A 14330-nucleotide genomic window follows, 5' to 3' on the forward strand; every position below is an offset into this window, starting at 1 on the left:
GGGAACACTGTACCCAGATCGGTAGACTGCCGTCCATGTCGCTGATCTGGGACCGTGACCCGTACCGGCCGAAAGGCCAGGGCCTGAGCGTGGAACGCATCGTGGACGCGTCCGTCGCCATCGCCGACGCCGAGGGGCTCGACGCGCTGTCGATGCGCCGCGTCGCCGCCGAACTCTCGACCGGCACCACCACGCTCTACCGCTACGTGGACAGCCGCGACGACCTGCTCGACCTGATGGCCGATGCGGTCCAGGACGCCCATGCCCCGCTGACGGGAGACTGGCGCACCGACCTCGAATCCTACGCCCACCACGAGCGCGCACTGTGGCTACGACACCCCTGGCTCGCCCCGCTACTGGCCACCCGGCCATCACTCGGCCCGAACTGGTTGCGCGGCTTGGAACACGCCCTCACCGCAGCCGCCCCACTCACCCCCGACATCACCGAAGCCGCGTCGGCCGTCGGCCTGATCCGAGACTTCGTGCGCGGCGCGGTCATGCGCGAACTCGCCGAGAAAGAGACCCAGCGCCGCACCGGCCAAACCGAAGACGAGTGGCGCGCCGCCGTCGCCCCCTATCTGCGCAAGGTCATCGACAGCGGCGCCTTCCCCCACGTTGCACTCTTCACCGAATCCGCCGATCAGACTGCGGCCGAACAGTTCTCGAACGGCCTACACCGCATCCTCACCGGAATCGCGGACTCTCAGCGAACAGCGACCTAACCGCCGGGCTGTCGCCGATGGTCCATGCAATGGCGACCACGGTCATGGGGAGGCGGGTGCTCGGTTCTTACGGTTGATGAACCCGCGCGATGTCGCATGGGTAATCCGACACGGGGGTATCGATGAAGAGCATGCGCCGCGTATTCGTCCGGATGACTACCGCCGCCGTAACGATGGTGTTGGCGTTCGGCGTGGTGAATCCTGCTGCCGCCGAACCCTATCCGGCGCCGCAACCACCTGACCCCACTTATCCGTTCGCCGAGGTCTTGCAGCTGTTGACCGGCACCGAGCACGACCTGTCCATGCCGGGTGCGTTGGACTATTGGCTCCGGTCGGCCGCACTCGTGAATCTGGCAAATGCCGGTTTGCCGTTCCAGGATCTGCTGCAGCCGGAGACCTGGTCGGGACCCGATGCCGCACAACGACAATTGGTGGCGGCGCAGAAGATCATCGACGGGGTGTTGCACCTGCCACCCCTCGGGCTGGCCGCGCCGGTGAACCCGGCGTACGTCCCGAATTGGAGCCACGACGGCAACTTCACCAACAATGTCACCGACGCGGTCCTCGAGGACGACTACGAGAACCCCGCGGCGCAAGAAGCGAAGTTCCGCTATCCGTGCGTCCAGCCCAATGCTGATGTGCTGTTCGAGAACACCGATGGCGTGTGCGTGCCGGGTACCGAACCCGGCCAGGTTTTCAAACTCGGGACGGTCAAGAAATTCCAGTTCGTCAACAATCGCGGCATCAAGCTGGGCGCGAAGATCTTCTTCCCCGAGGGCGCCGAGGACTCGACCACGAAATTCCCGGTCACCGTGATGCTCCCGGGCGCGGCCGAAAAGCAGTCCGACGTCAACAGATACACGCTGAGCGCGGTGCGTAAAGGCTTCATCGGAATCTCACTCGCCTACTCGGGCAACGCCGCCGGCACCGGAGGCACGATCGCCGATGTCTATCTGCCGCAGCTGAAGAATCCGCACCTGAACTTCCCCGGCTCGGCCCGCGACGTCCAGGACTTCATCCGCTGGCTCAACCGGGCCCCGATCACGCCGATCGTCGATCTGAACGGCGACGAACTCGGCAATCTGGAACGCGGTGAGATACCGAGACTCCAGCGCTACAACCCCGCCTACGCACCGGCGGGCGACAACCAACTCAACCCGTGGGCCGACCTGATGGACCTCGACCACGTCAACCTGTGGGGTCAGTCCTTCGGCTCGGGCGGAATCACCAGCTACGGCTTCTGGCAGGGCCTCGGCCAAGGTTTCGACGGCAACCCTCTACCCAAGGTGAGCTCGATCGTCGGAATGTCCGGATTCTCCTACACCACAGCCGATATCCCGATCCAGCTGCAAACCGCCGACTTCGACATCCCGGTACCCAACGGCTACCTGATCACCCCGCAACCCAACGGCCTCGCCGACGTCACCGACGGCCCGATCGGGGTCAAGGAGTACTACGACAACATCCGCCGCGAGGCCCACGGCAACAGCCCGTTGATGTTCCTCACCTACGAGGGCGGCTTCCACACCGACTCCTTCAACCTCCTCGGCGTCCCCTACAACGTGAAATCGGCCTACCTATCAACCACTTCGGCGCTCAACTGGTTCCAGTGCTACGGCCGCGCCGACACCGACGAAAGTGCATGCGCAGCCCTACGCGAACCGATCGCCGGAATGTCCCGAGCCTTCGCCACCGAATACTCCCCCGACGGCCCCACCGGCCCGAACCTGTGCGTCACCATCCCCGACCGCGCAACCCTGATCCAAGCGGTCTACCGCCCCGACGACTTCCGCCAGAACAACTGGGGCCCCGCCAAATACGACTGCACACCACAGCAGAGCTAGCACTATCGCTCTCTGTGTGACTCGCCGAAGGTGGTGAGCGCCTCGTGGATCAGCGCGCGGGCCTGGTCGCCGTAGGCTGCCTGGTCCGCCAGTGCCGCGAATGCTCGTTCGTACAAGACAAGTTCGCGCGGTTGCCTGATGGACAACTCGGCACTGATCGTCTCCACCTGCACGAGCTTCGTGTCATAGAACAAGAAATTCGTTGTCTCGTAGAAGAACTCAGCAGTGTTGGGCACTACTCCGACGATGAGGCGGGACAGGCGCATCAAGTCGAGAAGGTGGTGGAGTTGCGCTTGCCGAATCTGGTCGTCGCCGACCGACGTGTACAGCGCTGACTCGCCGATGAGGAAGTGGAAGCGGTGCACTCCCTCGCGAAGGACGCGCTGACGTTCCATACGCATTTCCAGGGCTTCGCCGATGTCGTCGGGGCCGCCGAGGAATCGAATGCACCGGGTGAGTACGGCTTCGGCATAGTCGCGGGTTTGCAGCAGGCCCGGCAGGAGCAGGCAGTCATACCCGCGAACAAGACTCGACGCACCCTCGGTCTGGATGCTCTGCCGCTGCCGTCGCGCGTGACCGGTCGCCGCGATCCGCCGCCACTCCAGGTAGGCGGCGTTCACGTTCCGCAGGGTGGCAGCCAAATCCGGTAGGGCCAGGTTGTTGTCCGTGATGCGACACCAAGCGGTGAGGTCGTCCTCGGACGGCAACTGTTTGCCATGCTCGATCTTCGAGACCTTCGACGGCTCCCACCCAGCCTCTCGAGCCAAGGCCCGACCGGTAATACGGGCCGACACTCGGAGCTCGCGCAGGCGAATTCCGAGTGCCAGCCGCGCATCATCAACCTTGGTCACGGAGATACGTTTCGAACTCAATGCCCAGGGGCCACAGCCGATCTCGGACTTGCACGCAGCGGCCTACCAGTGCGGAATCCTCGGTGATCGCGCCGCCTGCCCACTCGCCGTCAGGCGTGAAGATCGAGAAGGCCAGCACGGCGTCATCGAACAGCCACCAGTCATCGACCGTGTAGGCGTCGCTACTGACGTTCTGGCGTGGCAGGTAGCGCACGTGCTCTCCGGCCGCGACATTGCGGTCGGTGTGGTGCAGCAGGAATCGCGTGTAATCGCTGTGTGGTTCGGTCACGACCCGAAGACGCTGGATGCTGGTCCCGGCGTCGGTCACTTCCTTCACGAACGCGTCCCACTGCTGCCAATCCTCGGGATAAGTCGTCGGTTCGCCCGCGAGGAAGCGTTGCAACTGTTCGTTCTCGGACGCTACACCGTAGGAGTCCTGGACTTCGAGATGAAAGGCGCGCGTGTAGGTGCGGTACAGGTCATCGAACTTGGGCCGATAGAGCATGCGGGTAGCTCGCTTTCACAACATCGACTTCGATCGCGGTTTCGTGTGGCGGAATTGCCATGGTGGCCAGCACATTCGGGTCGGTGACCGGTCGGCCCGCGAGAGTGAAAGTACCCCTACCGGAGTCACGGAGCGCCGCGTCCAGGAAAGTGCCCAGCTCGAGATAGCCGAGTAGCTGGTGCGGGATTTCCACGTGGCCAGGTTCGCCGGTCGGCCATCCCTGGATGAGGTCGGTGCCGTGGTCGGTCGCCCAGACACGAGGTGAGCCATTGCCCCCTGTAGGTCCGCCAAGTAGCTGAATCTTCATAGGAATTCATCCCTTGCCGAGTGTAGCTATCAGACAGTCCAAGTATCGCAGCTCAGAAGCTATTTCAAACCTGCCTTCAAGCAATCTGAAGCAACTTCGTCGCGCTCGAAACATCCCGTACCTTAGCGTCGGTGGTGACGTTCGGGGTCGGTCCGGTCATCCCGGTCCCGGATCGCCTCACCAGCGAGGAAGGGGCAGCCATGACCGACGAACCAGACGCAACGCAGGCCACATCACGCAGACAGCTGTTCCAATTCCCCGGCGGCGTACTCGAACTCCAGAACACTGGTCGAGACCCCTCCGAGGACGACGGCGGCTTCTACCTCCAATTCCACGACTCCGTGGCCATCGACGGCCACGACGATCAAAGGGCGGTCATGCGGTACACACCCACCGCGCTCGGTTATCTGCGCACCGATGTCTCCGGGGTCTCCCAACAATGGGACGAGAGCGAGATCCGCAGGCTCGCAGCGCGATACGGCTACGATCTGGCTGAAATTGTGGTCTACGACCCCTGCAGTGGTCGGCCACCGTTTGCGCGGTTGAAGACGCAGGCCACGCGACTGGATGCCGAGGCGGTGTTTGTGCCGTCGCTCGAGCATTTCGAGAACGGCGACGTACCAAGTTTGTTGGTGCGGCGACTGGATGTGGTGACCGTGCATCCGGAATCGACGTATTCACGGGGGACGGTGCTACCACTGGTGCTCACGTAGTTCGGAGTCGCTGCGACGCGGCGTCCAGTAGATGCCGGTTGGGGCTCCACAGGAGTGCTGTCTCCCGGCGATGCGGTAGGTCTATGAGCAGGGTGACACCGATACCGCGCATCGCCGCTCGGCGTGGTCGGCCTTCCTTGGTGCTGAGCGCGAGGTGCGACGGAGGTTCGGTCGGTACTTGCCATGCGTAGAGCCAGCCCTGGTCGCTTTCGTCCAACTGTGGTCCGGCTTCGATCAGTTCCTTTGGGCTCAGGCAAATGTCGAAGCGGATTCGCCGAATTGTTCTGGTTCGGATCGACTCCGGGTTGCCAGTCAATGCCATCGGAAGGATGTGCCATCCCGGGGTGACCGGAGAATGGCCTTCGATCACAACGTATGGCAGTTCGGGGTCGAAGGCTCGGACCAGATCGGAGGGTCGGGCACCGTGGACGGCGACCGACCAACTCCCATCCGGTTGTTCCGAGGGCGAATCAATGTGCACACGCACAATTTACCGAGGGCGATTCGGTCAGCTGTGCCATGCGGTATTACAGGTCCGCGAAGAAACTCCTCGCACGACCGTTTTCGACGATGTAGGCGCCACTGGTGATGGGGGCGTGGCCGTAGGAATCGTCCTCGTAGGTGGCCCGGACCAGGTGCTGGAAAAGCATGATCTGTTGCGGGTCGAGGTCGAAAGGAACTGCCATCAGGCAGGTTCGGCGCGGGACGGCGACCAGGAGTTTGTCCGTGCCCAAAGCCTGATGGGCCCGGAGCATGTGCTGCGGGTCGAGCACCTTCTCGGCCGAGAAGTCCTCACCGGAGGATGTGGCGATCGGGAGGCTGTGGAGCTCCGAGACCTCCCAGTCGTATTCCAGGGCAGCGAGATTCGCCATTGCTTCGGCCAGCAGCGCATCGCTGTCGACGTCGTCGCCGAAACCCTCCACTTGGTAGCCGGAGTCGGTGTCGACGGCGAGCACGATGATCGGGACGGTGCCCGCCGTGGTGGCCCAATGGGTGATCCCGTGACGGTGTTCCCAGTCGGCGGGCTTCAGCAACGGGTACCACGGCCCTTCCGGCGTCTCCGACTCGTCGGCGACGGTGGCGGGCGGATACGTCGCGACCTGGCAGTCCCAGTCCTCGTCGACGATCATGCGCACGTACTGAACCCGAATTCGCCCCGACGCCGCGCCTTCCTGCAGGTCGGGCCGTCGGGCGGCAAGATCGGGATCAGCCTCGACCACGGCGAACAGCTGGTCGTGTCCCATCTCGGCGGCATCGACCTGCAACGACGGATAGTCCGCCGTTGCCTCGATGTCGAGATAGACGTCGATCACCACCAGCAGATCGGGTTCGGCGAGGGCGATGATGTCGGCGGTCCGGTCGCGCACCGGCCAGATGTTGTCACCGCCGGACAGCACCTTGTACCCCTGGTGGTTGCAGTAGCGCAGGGCTGCGTCCATCCGCGCTTCGTGCGCCTGCTTCGCGAACGCGACCTTGGCGGCGATGTCCGCACGGCGCGCCTGCAGGAACTCGCTGATTCGTTGCGGCCCTTGCTTGTTCAGATCTTCGCGATTGAGCAAGCCCGCCAGTCCGCCGGTGTCGAGCTCTTCATCGGTACCGTCGACCCAGCCCACGGCCGCGGTTTCGACGGCGAGCCCCAATCCGAATTCGCTGCGGAGCACCGCCGCCACGACGTTCACCAGGCTGTTGTATGCGTCGTGTCGGATCGGCCACGACAAGACCTGGAGCCAGGTCTCGGGGTGATCGGCCGCCGGGTCCGTCCAACCGTTCGCCCGGAGGAAATCGCAGCCCTGGGGCGAGAATTGACGCGAGCCGCTGACCAGTTCACATCGAAAACCGTCGTGACCCCAGCCGAACAGGGCATATCGGACGCCGGTGCCGTCCAATGCCACCCGTCCGGAAGGCGGCGTCGTGAAGAACAGCCACGTCAGTTCCTCGGCGAACCACTGCCACGACTCTGCGGCCACACTCGGCCACATCTCCGGCGCGTCGCGCGCCATGCTCCGCTGTCCCCGCCACCCGTCGCCAATCCCCATGCCACGCTCCAAACAACTCATGCGAACACCGAAATCTACATGATCATCTCGAGATTCCCTGGACCCATGGCGCGGTCAGTCTTCGAACTTCGCAGTCCTGCAGTCTTTTCGGGCGCGTATGGCTTCGTCGAAATTGTCGGTAGTGAGGAACCAGGTCCCACTATCCATCGGAAGGGGGACCGACGGACCACAGCCGTAGTATTGATCCTGGCTACCGTGGCGTGGCCGAATGAGCGGACGGTGGAGGCGAAGCATGACCGACGAGGAGATCATCGTCGCGTTTGCCCTGACCAGACTGGATAACGCGAACAGCGAACTCGATCTGGAAGATGTTGCCGCCCTGGTGGTGCGCCGCCTGACCCCCGATCAGATGCTCGACCTCGCCACCCGCAACCTCGCCACACGAAATGAGCTGCGGGGAGCGCTGTTCGAGTCCGCGGTCGAGCACGTGCTCAGGATCGTCCTGACGGCCCGAGGGCCTGTCGACTGACGAATCGACGCAACAGCCAGTAGCGACCCCATCCCACTCGTATGCCGGGGGCGAGGACTACACGCGCTCGCCGAGCGTGGCGACCAGAGTCGAGTCTCCGGCCCGGGTGTACAGGCCGGCGATGCCCTTCGCAGTGATCTCCGACGCCGGAACGACCCGCGGGTCGACGAGCTTGTAACGCTTGCCGCCCCGCTGAATCTCGCCGCCACCCGCAGCCAGCAGGTTCTTGACCCAATGGCTCTGCGGCCCATAAAGAATCGGGATCGCGAAGCCCTCCGGAGTATTGAACCCCACCACCGGCGTCCGGAACGCGCGGCCCGATGACCGGCCCGTGTGATGCACGACCGCCCACGGCGGGAGCACCCACGCCCAAAGACCCTGTATGTGGTTGGTGACGTACTTGTTGAACGTCGCGATCGAACGACGGAGCCGCATGGCGCTGACACTACCGCCGACAAAGCACCACTGCCGGGGACAGCCGCAACTATCCCCGACGCACCTTCGGCGCGATGGCCCGGACTACCGGGAGTCCGCTACAGGCTGCCGCTTGTAGAAGGACTCCTCCAGGTAGGCGGCCTCGTGCGGCTGATAGGGCTCCTCCAAGTAGGCGGCCTCGTCGTCGTCGAGTTCGACGTCCACCGCGGCGACCGCGTCGAACAGTTGGGCCGGCTTGGTGACCCCGACGATCGGCGAGGTCACCGCCGGGTTGCGCATGGTCCAGGCCAGGGCAACCTGGGCCGCGGACAACCACGCCTGCCCGCGATCTCGTGGACGCGCTCGACCACCGCCCGGTCCCCGTCGCGGTAGAGGATCGTGCCGCCCGCGTCGGTCTCGGCACGCGCCGTGGCCGTGTCCCAGGCCCGCGTCAGCCTGCCCCGCGCCAGCGGACTCCACGGGATCACGCCGACGCCCTGGTCGGCGCACAGCGGGATCATCTCCCGCTCTGCTTCCCGGTGAATGAGGTTGGAGTGCTCCTGCATCGACACGAACCGAATCCAGCCGTTCAGGTCAGCCAGGAACAAGGCCTTGGCGAACTGCCAGGCGTACATGGAAGAGGCTCCGATGTAGCGGACCTTCCCGGATTTGACCCCGTCGTGCAGCGCCTCGAGGGTTGCGCTCACCACCCCGATCCGGCTCGCCGAAACTCATACAGCCCAACGTAATTGCCGAGACTTCCAATCCGGTCGTTCCGAGCTTGACGTATCGGATACGCCCGAACCTACGAGTTGGAGTGCGCTCCAACACAAATGCGTCCCGGTCCGGAATTCAGACGCGTATGGCATGTGCCGACACTGCGACGGCCCCGAGATGGCCCGGGGCCGTTGACCTTCAGGCAGGTCGCATGACCACCAAGCGATCAGCGGCAGTTCCGGATGCTCGAGCATTGGCCCCCCGCCCCCACCCCTCCCACTAATACCAACGTCGTAATCACGAGCACCAGAACATATCTCGCCGCCGAGTGGCACATTCTGGAGGTGAATTCCTGATCTGTCCTCCAGGATGTGCCACTCGGCACTCGGCAATTCAGTGCGTTCGCGGGCCGAGATGACACCGGGCCGTTGATCTTCCGATGCGCCAAACCGAACCGTCCCTCACGCCGCGATGTAGTGCGCTCGGTGCGAGCGTTCCGGTGGCTGACTTGCCATGAACTCGTGGTTGTTTCGGGGCGCTGGGGTGTCGGTGGGCGGGGTTAGGGTGCGTCGTGTTGTTGCGGAAGGACTGAGGATCGGTCATGGGCTATTCGTCGAATTGGATTGCGTTTCACGGTCTCGCAACCGAGGAGGTGCACCAGCGGTTGGGATTGGCGTCGACCGATCTCTGGGTGGGTTCTCCGGTCGAGGCGTTTGTCGGAAGGTCGTTGTCGCACGGGCGATACCTGGTCGTCGAGGACAGATCCGAGGAGGAGGTCGCTGATACTTGGGATCTCGGGGAACTCTCGCGTGGTGGTGGCCTGTGGGCGGTTACGGAGGTCGACGGCGCCGGCTACGCCTATCTGTCGGGTTGGCGCGACGGTGAGCAGCAGTGTCAGGTGTCCAGCCTGGATGGTGAGTGGTCGCAGGAGGGGGAACTGCCCGCGGCGTTCGATACCGAGGTAGACGAGTTGCGGGCCGCGGAGGCTGCCGGCGCGGAGATCGATGCGATGAATCTGATTCTGTCGATCGCCGAACGCCTGACCGAATATCAGTGTGGCACCGGCTCCTTGGACGAGCGGCCCTTCGAGCTGCTGGCGCCGACACAACAGGCAACCGTCATCCACCACTTCCGGGCCGCGGTCACCGATGCGCTCGGTATCCGCGGGTTCGCCCCGATCGAACCCAACGGCGGCATCTGCTCGCTCTGGTTCGTAGCACCAACGCCTCTCACCGGCGTGCAGGTCGCACTCGAGGTGGACGTGGACGTGGCGGTCTCGGCCGGCGTTCGATTCTCTTGGAAGGCTTACCTTTTGTCGCAGTCGGTCACGGAGTTTCTGCGAGCCTTGCCTGCGACGGTCGAACTGCTCGACCCTGATCGGTACTCACGGGTGGTGTCGATCGCGGAATTGCGCGCCTACCCGGACCAGTCCCTCGTCATCGTCGATCCGAATCAGATCGCTGACGGTGTAGGGCAATTCATCGAGTTCGTCGACGGCCCCCTCGCAGACTGGCGTGCCTCCCGGACGACGCGCGCCGAACTGGTCGCTGCGGCGAAACAACCCCAGGGGCGGCCGTGGGGAATGGGTATCAACTCGCGGCTGGCGCAATCCGTCGCAGTGCTGTGCGCACTGCAAGGCGACAGCGCCATCGCCGCCGACCTGATGGCATGGTTCCTCACCACCTACGAATTCAGCAACGACCGAATGCGGCACGAGGCAGAAAACTTCGACCAAGCTGTCCGCGAACGAATCCCCGCCTACCGAGCCGCACGCACCTAAGCGACTGCGCTCCAACACGATCGATTCGGACCACCCCGGGAATTTTTATCGAGTTCTAGGCGCCGGGGGCAGGCCCGCTGGCGAGCGCGCGAACGGCGGAGGAGACGGCTTCGCGGAGCTGTTCCGGCGTGTAGTCGGGACCGAGGATCATGCGGCGCAGCTGTGGCATGGCCAGGCTCCAGCCGACGATACCGAGGGTGAAGAACAACAGGGCATGCGGATCGTCGCGTCCCTCCGTTGCGGTTTCGGCGGCGCTGATTTTGTCGAGGTAGTGCTGGGTGCGAGCTTGTTCGTCCGGCACCGGGCCCTCACCCATTTCGAGCGCTTCCCACAACAGCAATCGCAAGGCTTCGGGATGGGCGCGGTGGTAGTCGAATAGGGCTGCGGCGTAGGCGCCCAGGTCGGCATCGTCCCCGGGTGGCACCGCTGCGGCCAAGTCGGCCATCAACCGTTCCAACACGACGGCGAAAAGTGCCTCCTTGGCGCCGAAGTAGTCGTAGATGGCTCGTTTGTTGGCTTTGGCGCTGGCCGCGATGCGATCCACGCGGGCCCCGGCGACACCGTGCGCGGCGAATTCTGTTGCCGCCGCGATGAGGATGCGTTCCTTGGTTGCCGCTGAGTCATATGCCACGTCCGCGATTCTAACGAACCAGTTCGTTTGACAGGGCCGACGGCCGCTCCTAGCATTCCGAACTAACTAGTTCGCTCGCTTATGGAGATGACGATGACCGCTACCGACGAGCAGCAACCCGACCAACTCTCCGCAGCCGGCACGTTGCGTGTGCGCCCACTGTTGTTCGCGGTGATGGCGATCTGCAGCGGCGTGACGGTGGCCAATGTGTATCTGGCACAACCGCTTCTGACGTTGTTCGCCCGAGGGTTCGGTGTCGCGCCCTCCGCAGCCGGATTGGTGGTCACCTGCGCGCAGTTCGGGTACGCGGCGGGAATTCTGTTTCTGGTGCCGTTGGGCGATGTCCGGCGCCGACGGCCGCTGCTCATCGTCATGCTGACCGCCACGGTGATCGCACTACTGCTCGGGGCGGCCACACCCGGCCTGTCGTTGCTGGCGGCAGCCGCCGCGCTGGTGGGTGGATTCACCGTCATCCCACAGGTGCTGGTGCCGCTGGCTGCCGAACTGGCCCCGCCACAGCGGCGAGCCTCGGTCGTCGCCGGAGTTCAGATCGGACTGATGACCGGCATCATCGGTTCTCGCGTGATCGGCGGCGCGGTAGGCGAGGTCTTCGGTTGGCGCGCAGTGTATGTGCTGGCCGCCGTGCTCACCGCAGCATCCGGGCTGCTGACCGTAGCCCTGATTCCGCGTGAGCCCGCCCGCACGACCACGATCGGCTACGGCCGCGTACTCGCCTCGCTGCCACGACTGGTGCGGACCGAACCGGCCCTGCGGCACTCGTGCCTGCTGCACGCGAGCCTGTTCGGCGCCTACAACGCCACCTGGACCTCGCTGGTGCTGGTCCTCACCCACGATCCGTATCACTTCAGCGCCGCCGCCGCGGGTTTGTTCGGGCTGCTGGGGCTGGCAGGCGCGGTCGCCGCGCCGTGGGCCGGGCGGTTCATCGACCGACGCGGCCCGTTGCCGATCATGACCGCCGCGTTGGTGCTGACCCTGCTCTCGGCCGGTGCCTACGCACTCGGCCGCACCATGGTGGCCTTCATGATCGTGGCGATCATTGCGGTCAATGTCGCAGTGCAGTGGAGCCAGATCGCCAACCAGGCCCGCATCTTCGCCTACCTGCCCGAGGCCCGCAGCCGCGCCAACACCGTCTATATGGTCGCGGTCTTCCTCAGCGGCGCGATCTGCGCCGCCATGGCCGCGGCCGGCTACGCGGCCTTCGGCTGGCCCGGAGTCTGCGCCCTGCAGGCCGGGCTGGCCATTGCCGGCCTGGCGGTGCTGCCCTTCGCTCGCCGCTACGACCACCGGCACCACACCGCGGTATCCGACTGAGCCCCAACGACATTCCCGAAACCACCGTCAATACCACCAACGCAAGGAGATCACCCATGACCATGCCCGCGATGCCCGCCGCCGTGATGCAGTTCTTCACCGCATCACAGTCCGGTGATGCCGACGCCTGGGCCGACGCCTTCGCCGCCGACGGGATCTTCCACGACCCGGTCGGTCAACCGCCGATCGTCGGCCGACCCGCCATCCGCGAGTTCATCGCCTCGGTGCTGCCGAACTTCGATCCCTTCCTCGGCCTCACCCCACGCGAAGCCCATACCGTCGGGAACGCGGTCGCGGTTTCGTGGACCGGCGCGGCGGTCACCGACACCGGCAACCCGGTGAACTGGTCGGGCATCAATATCTATGACCTCGATGACAACGGCCTCATCCGAGAAGCTCGCGCCTACTTCAACCGCGCAATCTTCCAAGCCCAACTCGACCGATAGTTATGGCTCGAGTTTCAGTTCAGTAGGCGGCGACTGCTCCGTTGAGTGCGGATTGCAGTTCGTCGCGTGCGAGGCGGGTGATGTCGGCGGAGTTGGAGGGGAGGTCAGGGAGTGGCGTGGTGAAGTAGAAGCTGGCGGAGCGGACTTCGGGCTTGGTCAGGGTGGCGGCGGGGTCGGGGCGGGGGCCGTAGCTGAGGCCGAGGCTTACCAGGACCGGGGTGGCGCCGAGTTCGGTTGCGCGGCGGGCGATGTGGCCGATGCCGGCTCCGAGGTCGAGGACTCGGGTGTGGTCGGTGTAGTTGCAGGTGCCTTCGGGGAAGAGGGCGATGCTGTCGCCTCGGGACAGGCGGAGGGCGCAGGTTTCGATCAGGCGTTCCGAGGCGGCGTTGACCGGGGAGTTTTCGTGGTCTTTGCTGCGGAAGACCGGGAGGCCGCCCATCATGTCGAGGGTGCCTCGGCGTTTTCGGTCGGCGAATACTTCGTGCTTGGCCAGGACTCTGGTGCGGCCGATGACGGGGCGCAGTGGGCTGCGGGCCGCTGCTCCGCTCACCGTGTACGGGTCCATTTCCGACAGGTGATTGATGGACAGGAGTAGCGGTCGGCCGTCGGAGATGAAGTTCCGCAACGCCTTCTCCGCACCCGGTGCGAAGCTCACCCGCGGCTTGAATTGACGCCCGAGCAACCAGTAAGCGGCCTTCGCTTTCAACAGATTCTGCCGATGATCGCGGTAGTAGTCGTATACGGCGTCATAGTTGTCGAGGGTGACCTCGGGCGGTTCCATATCGACAGCGTATATCCAGCAAATAAGAGGGCGTCAGCTTCCAGACTCGCCAGATCGCAGCGAATTCCAAGCACATTCACAGGATATGGACGGGGCTCCCGACCATATGATCGTGCGGCGATTGCATCTCGAGGCGTGAAGGGTCAGTGCTGGGTTGAATTCGAGAAGAGAAGGCCGACTGGGGATTATCGGCCTCGGCCTCGCAGTGCTCATGCTCGGACCGGCCGTCGCGCATGCCGATGCGGTGACCGCGCTGCCCGATGGGGAGCAGGCGCTCACGACCGCCACGGGTGTGGATGTGGATCTGACGCGGACCGGTGAGCAGGCGATCGTGTCGCCGTCGCTGGCCGCGAACGGGCTCTCGCGCTCGGCGAGTGTCACGGGGGTGGTGATGGCCAAGGTCGCGCATGCCACCAAGGGCACCTTGGTGACCGGTTATCTGGTCGGCTGCCAGGTGGATCTGAGTGGCGGGCTGTCGTTGAGCGGGGATGCGTACATCTCGCCCAGTTCGATCACTCCGGAGGTCGCGCCCAGCATCAGTCTGGTGCCGGGCGGTGTGTCCCAAGTCGTGCTCGATACCAAGCAACTCGATCCCACGGCCGGTGCGGTCGGCATCGCCTATGCCGGGCGCGGCATCCAATTGTCGGGATGCGCCGGATACGCCCAGGCGCGGGCGTTCAGCACCTTGACGGTGATCAATGACCAGGGTTCCACCGAGGTGTCGTTGTACGGGCAGCCGTTCAGCGTCGGATGAGAGACAG

Annotated in this window: 16 protein-coding genes; 8 read left to right on the top strand and 8 right to left on the bottom strand. The window is 64.5% G+C overall.

Annotated features, from left to right (window positions below):
• Nucleotides 1-35: 35 nt before the first annotated feature.
• Nucleotides 36-722 (top strand): TetR/AcrR family transcriptional regulator, encoded by a 687-nt coding sequence (locus tag ACYVN4_RS21005; protein WP_460723642.1) that lies wholly within the window; start codon nt 36-38, stop codon nt 720-722.
• Nucleotides 723-844: 122 nt separating this feature from the next.
• Nucleotides 845-2566, top strand: coding sequence for a hypothetical protein (locus tag ACYVN4_RS21010; RefSeq protein WP_460723643.1), 1722 nt, complete (start codon nt 845-847; stop codon nt 2564-2566).
• A 2-nt stretch (nt 2567-2568) separates the two neighbouring features.
• Here ACYVN4_RS21010 and ACYVN4_RS21015 read toward each other — a convergent pair whose 3' ends face one another.
• Both ACYVN4_RS21015 and ACYVN4_RS21020 read right to left on the bottom strand, forming a co-directional pair.
• Nucleotides 2569-3417, bottom strand: coding sequence for a helix-turn-helix domain-containing protein (locus ACYVN4_RS21015; protein ID WP_460723645.1), 849 nt, complete (start codon nt 3415-3417; stop codon nt 2569-2571).
• A complete protein-coding gene (locus ACYVN4_RS21020; RefSeq protein ID WP_460723646.1) occupies nt 3404-3922 on the bottom strand; it encodes a DUF6879 family protein in 519 nt (172 codons plus the stop codon). Before ACYVN4_RS21020 ends, ACYVN4_RS21015 begins: the two co-directional genes overlap by 14 nt.
• A 507-nt stretch (nt 3923-4429) precedes the next feature.
• Here ACYVN4_RS21020 and ACYVN4_RS21025 point away from each other — a divergent pair.
• Nucleotides 4430-4942, top strand: coding sequence for a hypothetical protein (locus tag ACYVN4_RS21025; RefSeq protein WP_460723648.1), 513 nt, complete (start codon nt 4430-4432; stop codon nt 4940-4942).
• 527 nt (nt 4943-5469) lie between these two features.
• On the opposite strand, the gene ACYVN4_RS21030 is transcribed toward ACYVN4_RS21025, so the two are convergent.
• Entirely contained in the window at nt 5470-6978 is a 1509-nt protein-coding gene (locus ACYVN4_RS21030; RefSeq protein WP_460723650.1) for a TY-Chap domain-containing protein, read from the bottom strand.
• Between the two features lie 253 nt (nt 6979-7231).
• Between ACYVN4_RS21030 and ACYVN4_RS21035 the strand changes: the two genes are divergently transcribed.
• Nucleotides 7232-7468, top strand: coding sequence for a hypothetical protein (locus ACYVN4_RS21035; RefSeq protein WP_460723651.1), 237 nt, complete (start codon nt 7232-7234; stop codon nt 7466-7468).
• 57 nt (nt 7469-7525) lie between these two features.
• On the opposite strand, the gene ACYVN4_RS21040 is transcribed toward ACYVN4_RS21035, so the two are convergent.
• The 3 genes from ACYVN4_RS21040 to ACYVN4_RS21050 all read right to left on the bottom strand — a co-directional run bounded on the left by ACYVN4_RS21040 (nt 7526) and on the right by ACYVN4_RS21050 (nt 8589).
• Nucleotides 7526-7903 (bottom strand): nitroreductase family deazaflavin-dependent oxidoreductase, encoded by a 378-nt coding sequence (locus ACYVN4_RS21040; protein WP_460723652.1) that lies wholly within the window; start codon nt 7901-7903, stop codon nt 7526-7528.
• Between the two features lie 84 nt (nt 7904-7987).
• Nucleotides 7988-8182 (bottom strand): hypothetical protein, encoded by a 195-nt coding sequence (locus ACYVN4_RS21045; RefSeq protein WP_460723653.1) that lies wholly within the window; start codon nt 8180-8182, stop codon nt 7988-7990.
• Nucleotides 8164-8589 carry an aldo/keto reductase gene (locus ACYVN4_RS21050; protein ID WP_460723654.1) on the bottom strand — a complete coding sequence of 142 codons (426 nt, stop codon included), beginning with the start codon at nt 8587-8589 and terminating at the stop codon, nt 8164-8166. The genes ACYVN4_RS21045 and ACYVN4_RS21050 overlap by 19 nt, the downstream gene beginning before the upstream one ends.
• Before the next feature lie 611 nt (nt 8590-9200).
• Between ACYVN4_RS21050 and ACYVN4_RS21055 the strand changes: the two genes are divergently transcribed.
• The gene (locus ACYVN4_RS21055) at nt 9201-10379 is read left to right on the top strand and encodes a hypothetical protein (protein WP_460723655.1); all 1179 of its coding nucleotides are present in this window, start codon (nt 9201-9203) and stop codon (nt 10377-10379) included.
• A 55-nt stretch (nt 10380-10434) separates the two neighbouring features.
• Here the strand turns inward: ACYVN4_RS21055 and ACYVN4_RS21060 are convergent, their stop codons facing one another.
• Nucleotides 10435-11010: a TetR family transcriptional regulator gene (locus ACYVN4_RS21060; protein ID WP_460723656.1), complete on the bottom strand. Its 576-nt coding sequence runs from the start codon at nt 11008-11010 to the stop codon at nt 10435-10437.
• A 93-nt stretch (nt 11011-11103) separates the two neighbouring features.
• Here ACYVN4_RS21060 and ACYVN4_RS21065 point away from each other — a divergent pair, with 93 nt between their 5' ends.
• Both ACYVN4_RS21065 and ACYVN4_RS21070 read left to right on the top strand, forming a co-directional pair.
• Nucleotides 11104-12342, top strand: coding sequence for an MFS transporter (locus ACYVN4_RS21065; RefSeq protein ID WP_460723657.1), 1239 nt, complete (start codon nt 11104-11106; stop codon nt 12340-12342).
• A 56-nt stretch (nt 12343-12398) separates the two neighbouring features.
• On the top strand, nt 12399-12788 hold the full coding sequence (locus ACYVN4_RS21070) for a nuclear transport factor 2 family protein (RefSeq protein ID WP_460723658.1): 390 nt from the start codon (nt 12399-12401) through the stop codon (nt 12786-12788).
• A gap of 19 nt (nt 12789-12807) precedes the next feature.
• Here ACYVN4_RS21070 and ACYVN4_RS21075 read toward each other — a convergent pair whose 3' ends face one another.
• A complete protein-coding gene (locus tag ACYVN4_RS21075; RefSeq protein WP_460723659.1) occupies nt 12808-13569 on the bottom strand; it encodes a lysophospholipid acyltransferase family protein in 762 nt (253 codons plus the stop codon).
• A gap of 154 nt (nt 13570-13723) precedes the next feature.
• On the opposite strand from ACYVN4_RS21075, the gene ACYVN4_RS21080 reads away from it, so the two are divergent.
• Nucleotides 13724-14323, top strand: coding sequence for an MspA family porin (locus ACYVN4_RS21080; protein ID WP_460723660.1), 600 nt, complete (start codon nt 13724-13726; stop codon nt 14321-14323).
• Nucleotides 14324-14330: the final 7 nt, after the last annotated feature.

It is taken from the genome of Nocardia heshunensis, assembly GCF_054782115.1.

Coding starts and splice junctions, on each gene's coding strand:
- ACYVN4_RS21035 (WP_460723651.1), top strand. CDS start 7,232: ATGACCGACGAGGAGATCATCGTCGCGTTTGCCCTGACCAGACTGGAT.
- ACYVN4_RS21045 (WP_460723653.1), bottom strand. CDS start 8,182: ATGCGCAACCCGGCGGTGACCTCGCCGATCGTCGGGGTCACCAAGCCG.
- ACYVN4_RS21005 (WP_460723642.1), top strand. CDS start 36: ATGTCGCTGATCTGGGACCGTGACCCGTACCGGCCGAAAGGCCAGGGC.
- ACYVN4_RS21075 (WP_460723659.1), bottom strand. CDS start 13,569: ATGGAACCGCCCGAGGTCACCCTCGACAACTATGACGCCGTATACGAC.
- ACYVN4_RS21025 (WP_460723648.1), top strand. CDS start 4,430: ATGACCGACGAACCAGACGCAACGCAGGCCACATCACGCAGACAGCTG.
- ACYVN4_RS21030 (WP_460723650.1), bottom strand. CDS start 6,978: ATGGGGATTGGCGACGGGTGGCGGGGACAGCGGAGCATGGCGCGCGAC.
- ACYVN4_RS21065 (WP_460723657.1), top strand. CDS start 11,104: ATGACCGCTACCGACGAGCAGCAACCCGACCAACTCTCCGCAGCCGGC.
- ACYVN4_RS21020 (WP_460723646.1), bottom strand. CDS start 3,922: ATGCTCTATCGGCCCAAGTTCGATGACCTGTACCGCACCTACACGCGC.
- ACYVN4_RS21040 (WP_460723652.1), bottom strand. CDS start 7,903: ATGCGGCTCCGTCGTTCGATCGCGACGTTCAACAAGTACGTCACCAAC.
- ACYVN4_RS21070 (WP_460723658.1), top strand. CDS start 12,399: ATGACCATGCCCGCGATGCCCGCCGCCGTGATGCAGTTCTTCACCGCA.
- ACYVN4_RS21055 (WP_460723655.1), top strand. CDS start 9,201: ATGGGCTATTCGTCGAATTGGATTGCGTTTCACGGTCTCGCAACCGAG.
- ACYVN4_RS21010 (WP_460723643.1), top strand. CDS start 845: ATGAAGAGCATGCGCCGCGTATTCGTCCGGATGACTACCGCCGCCGTA.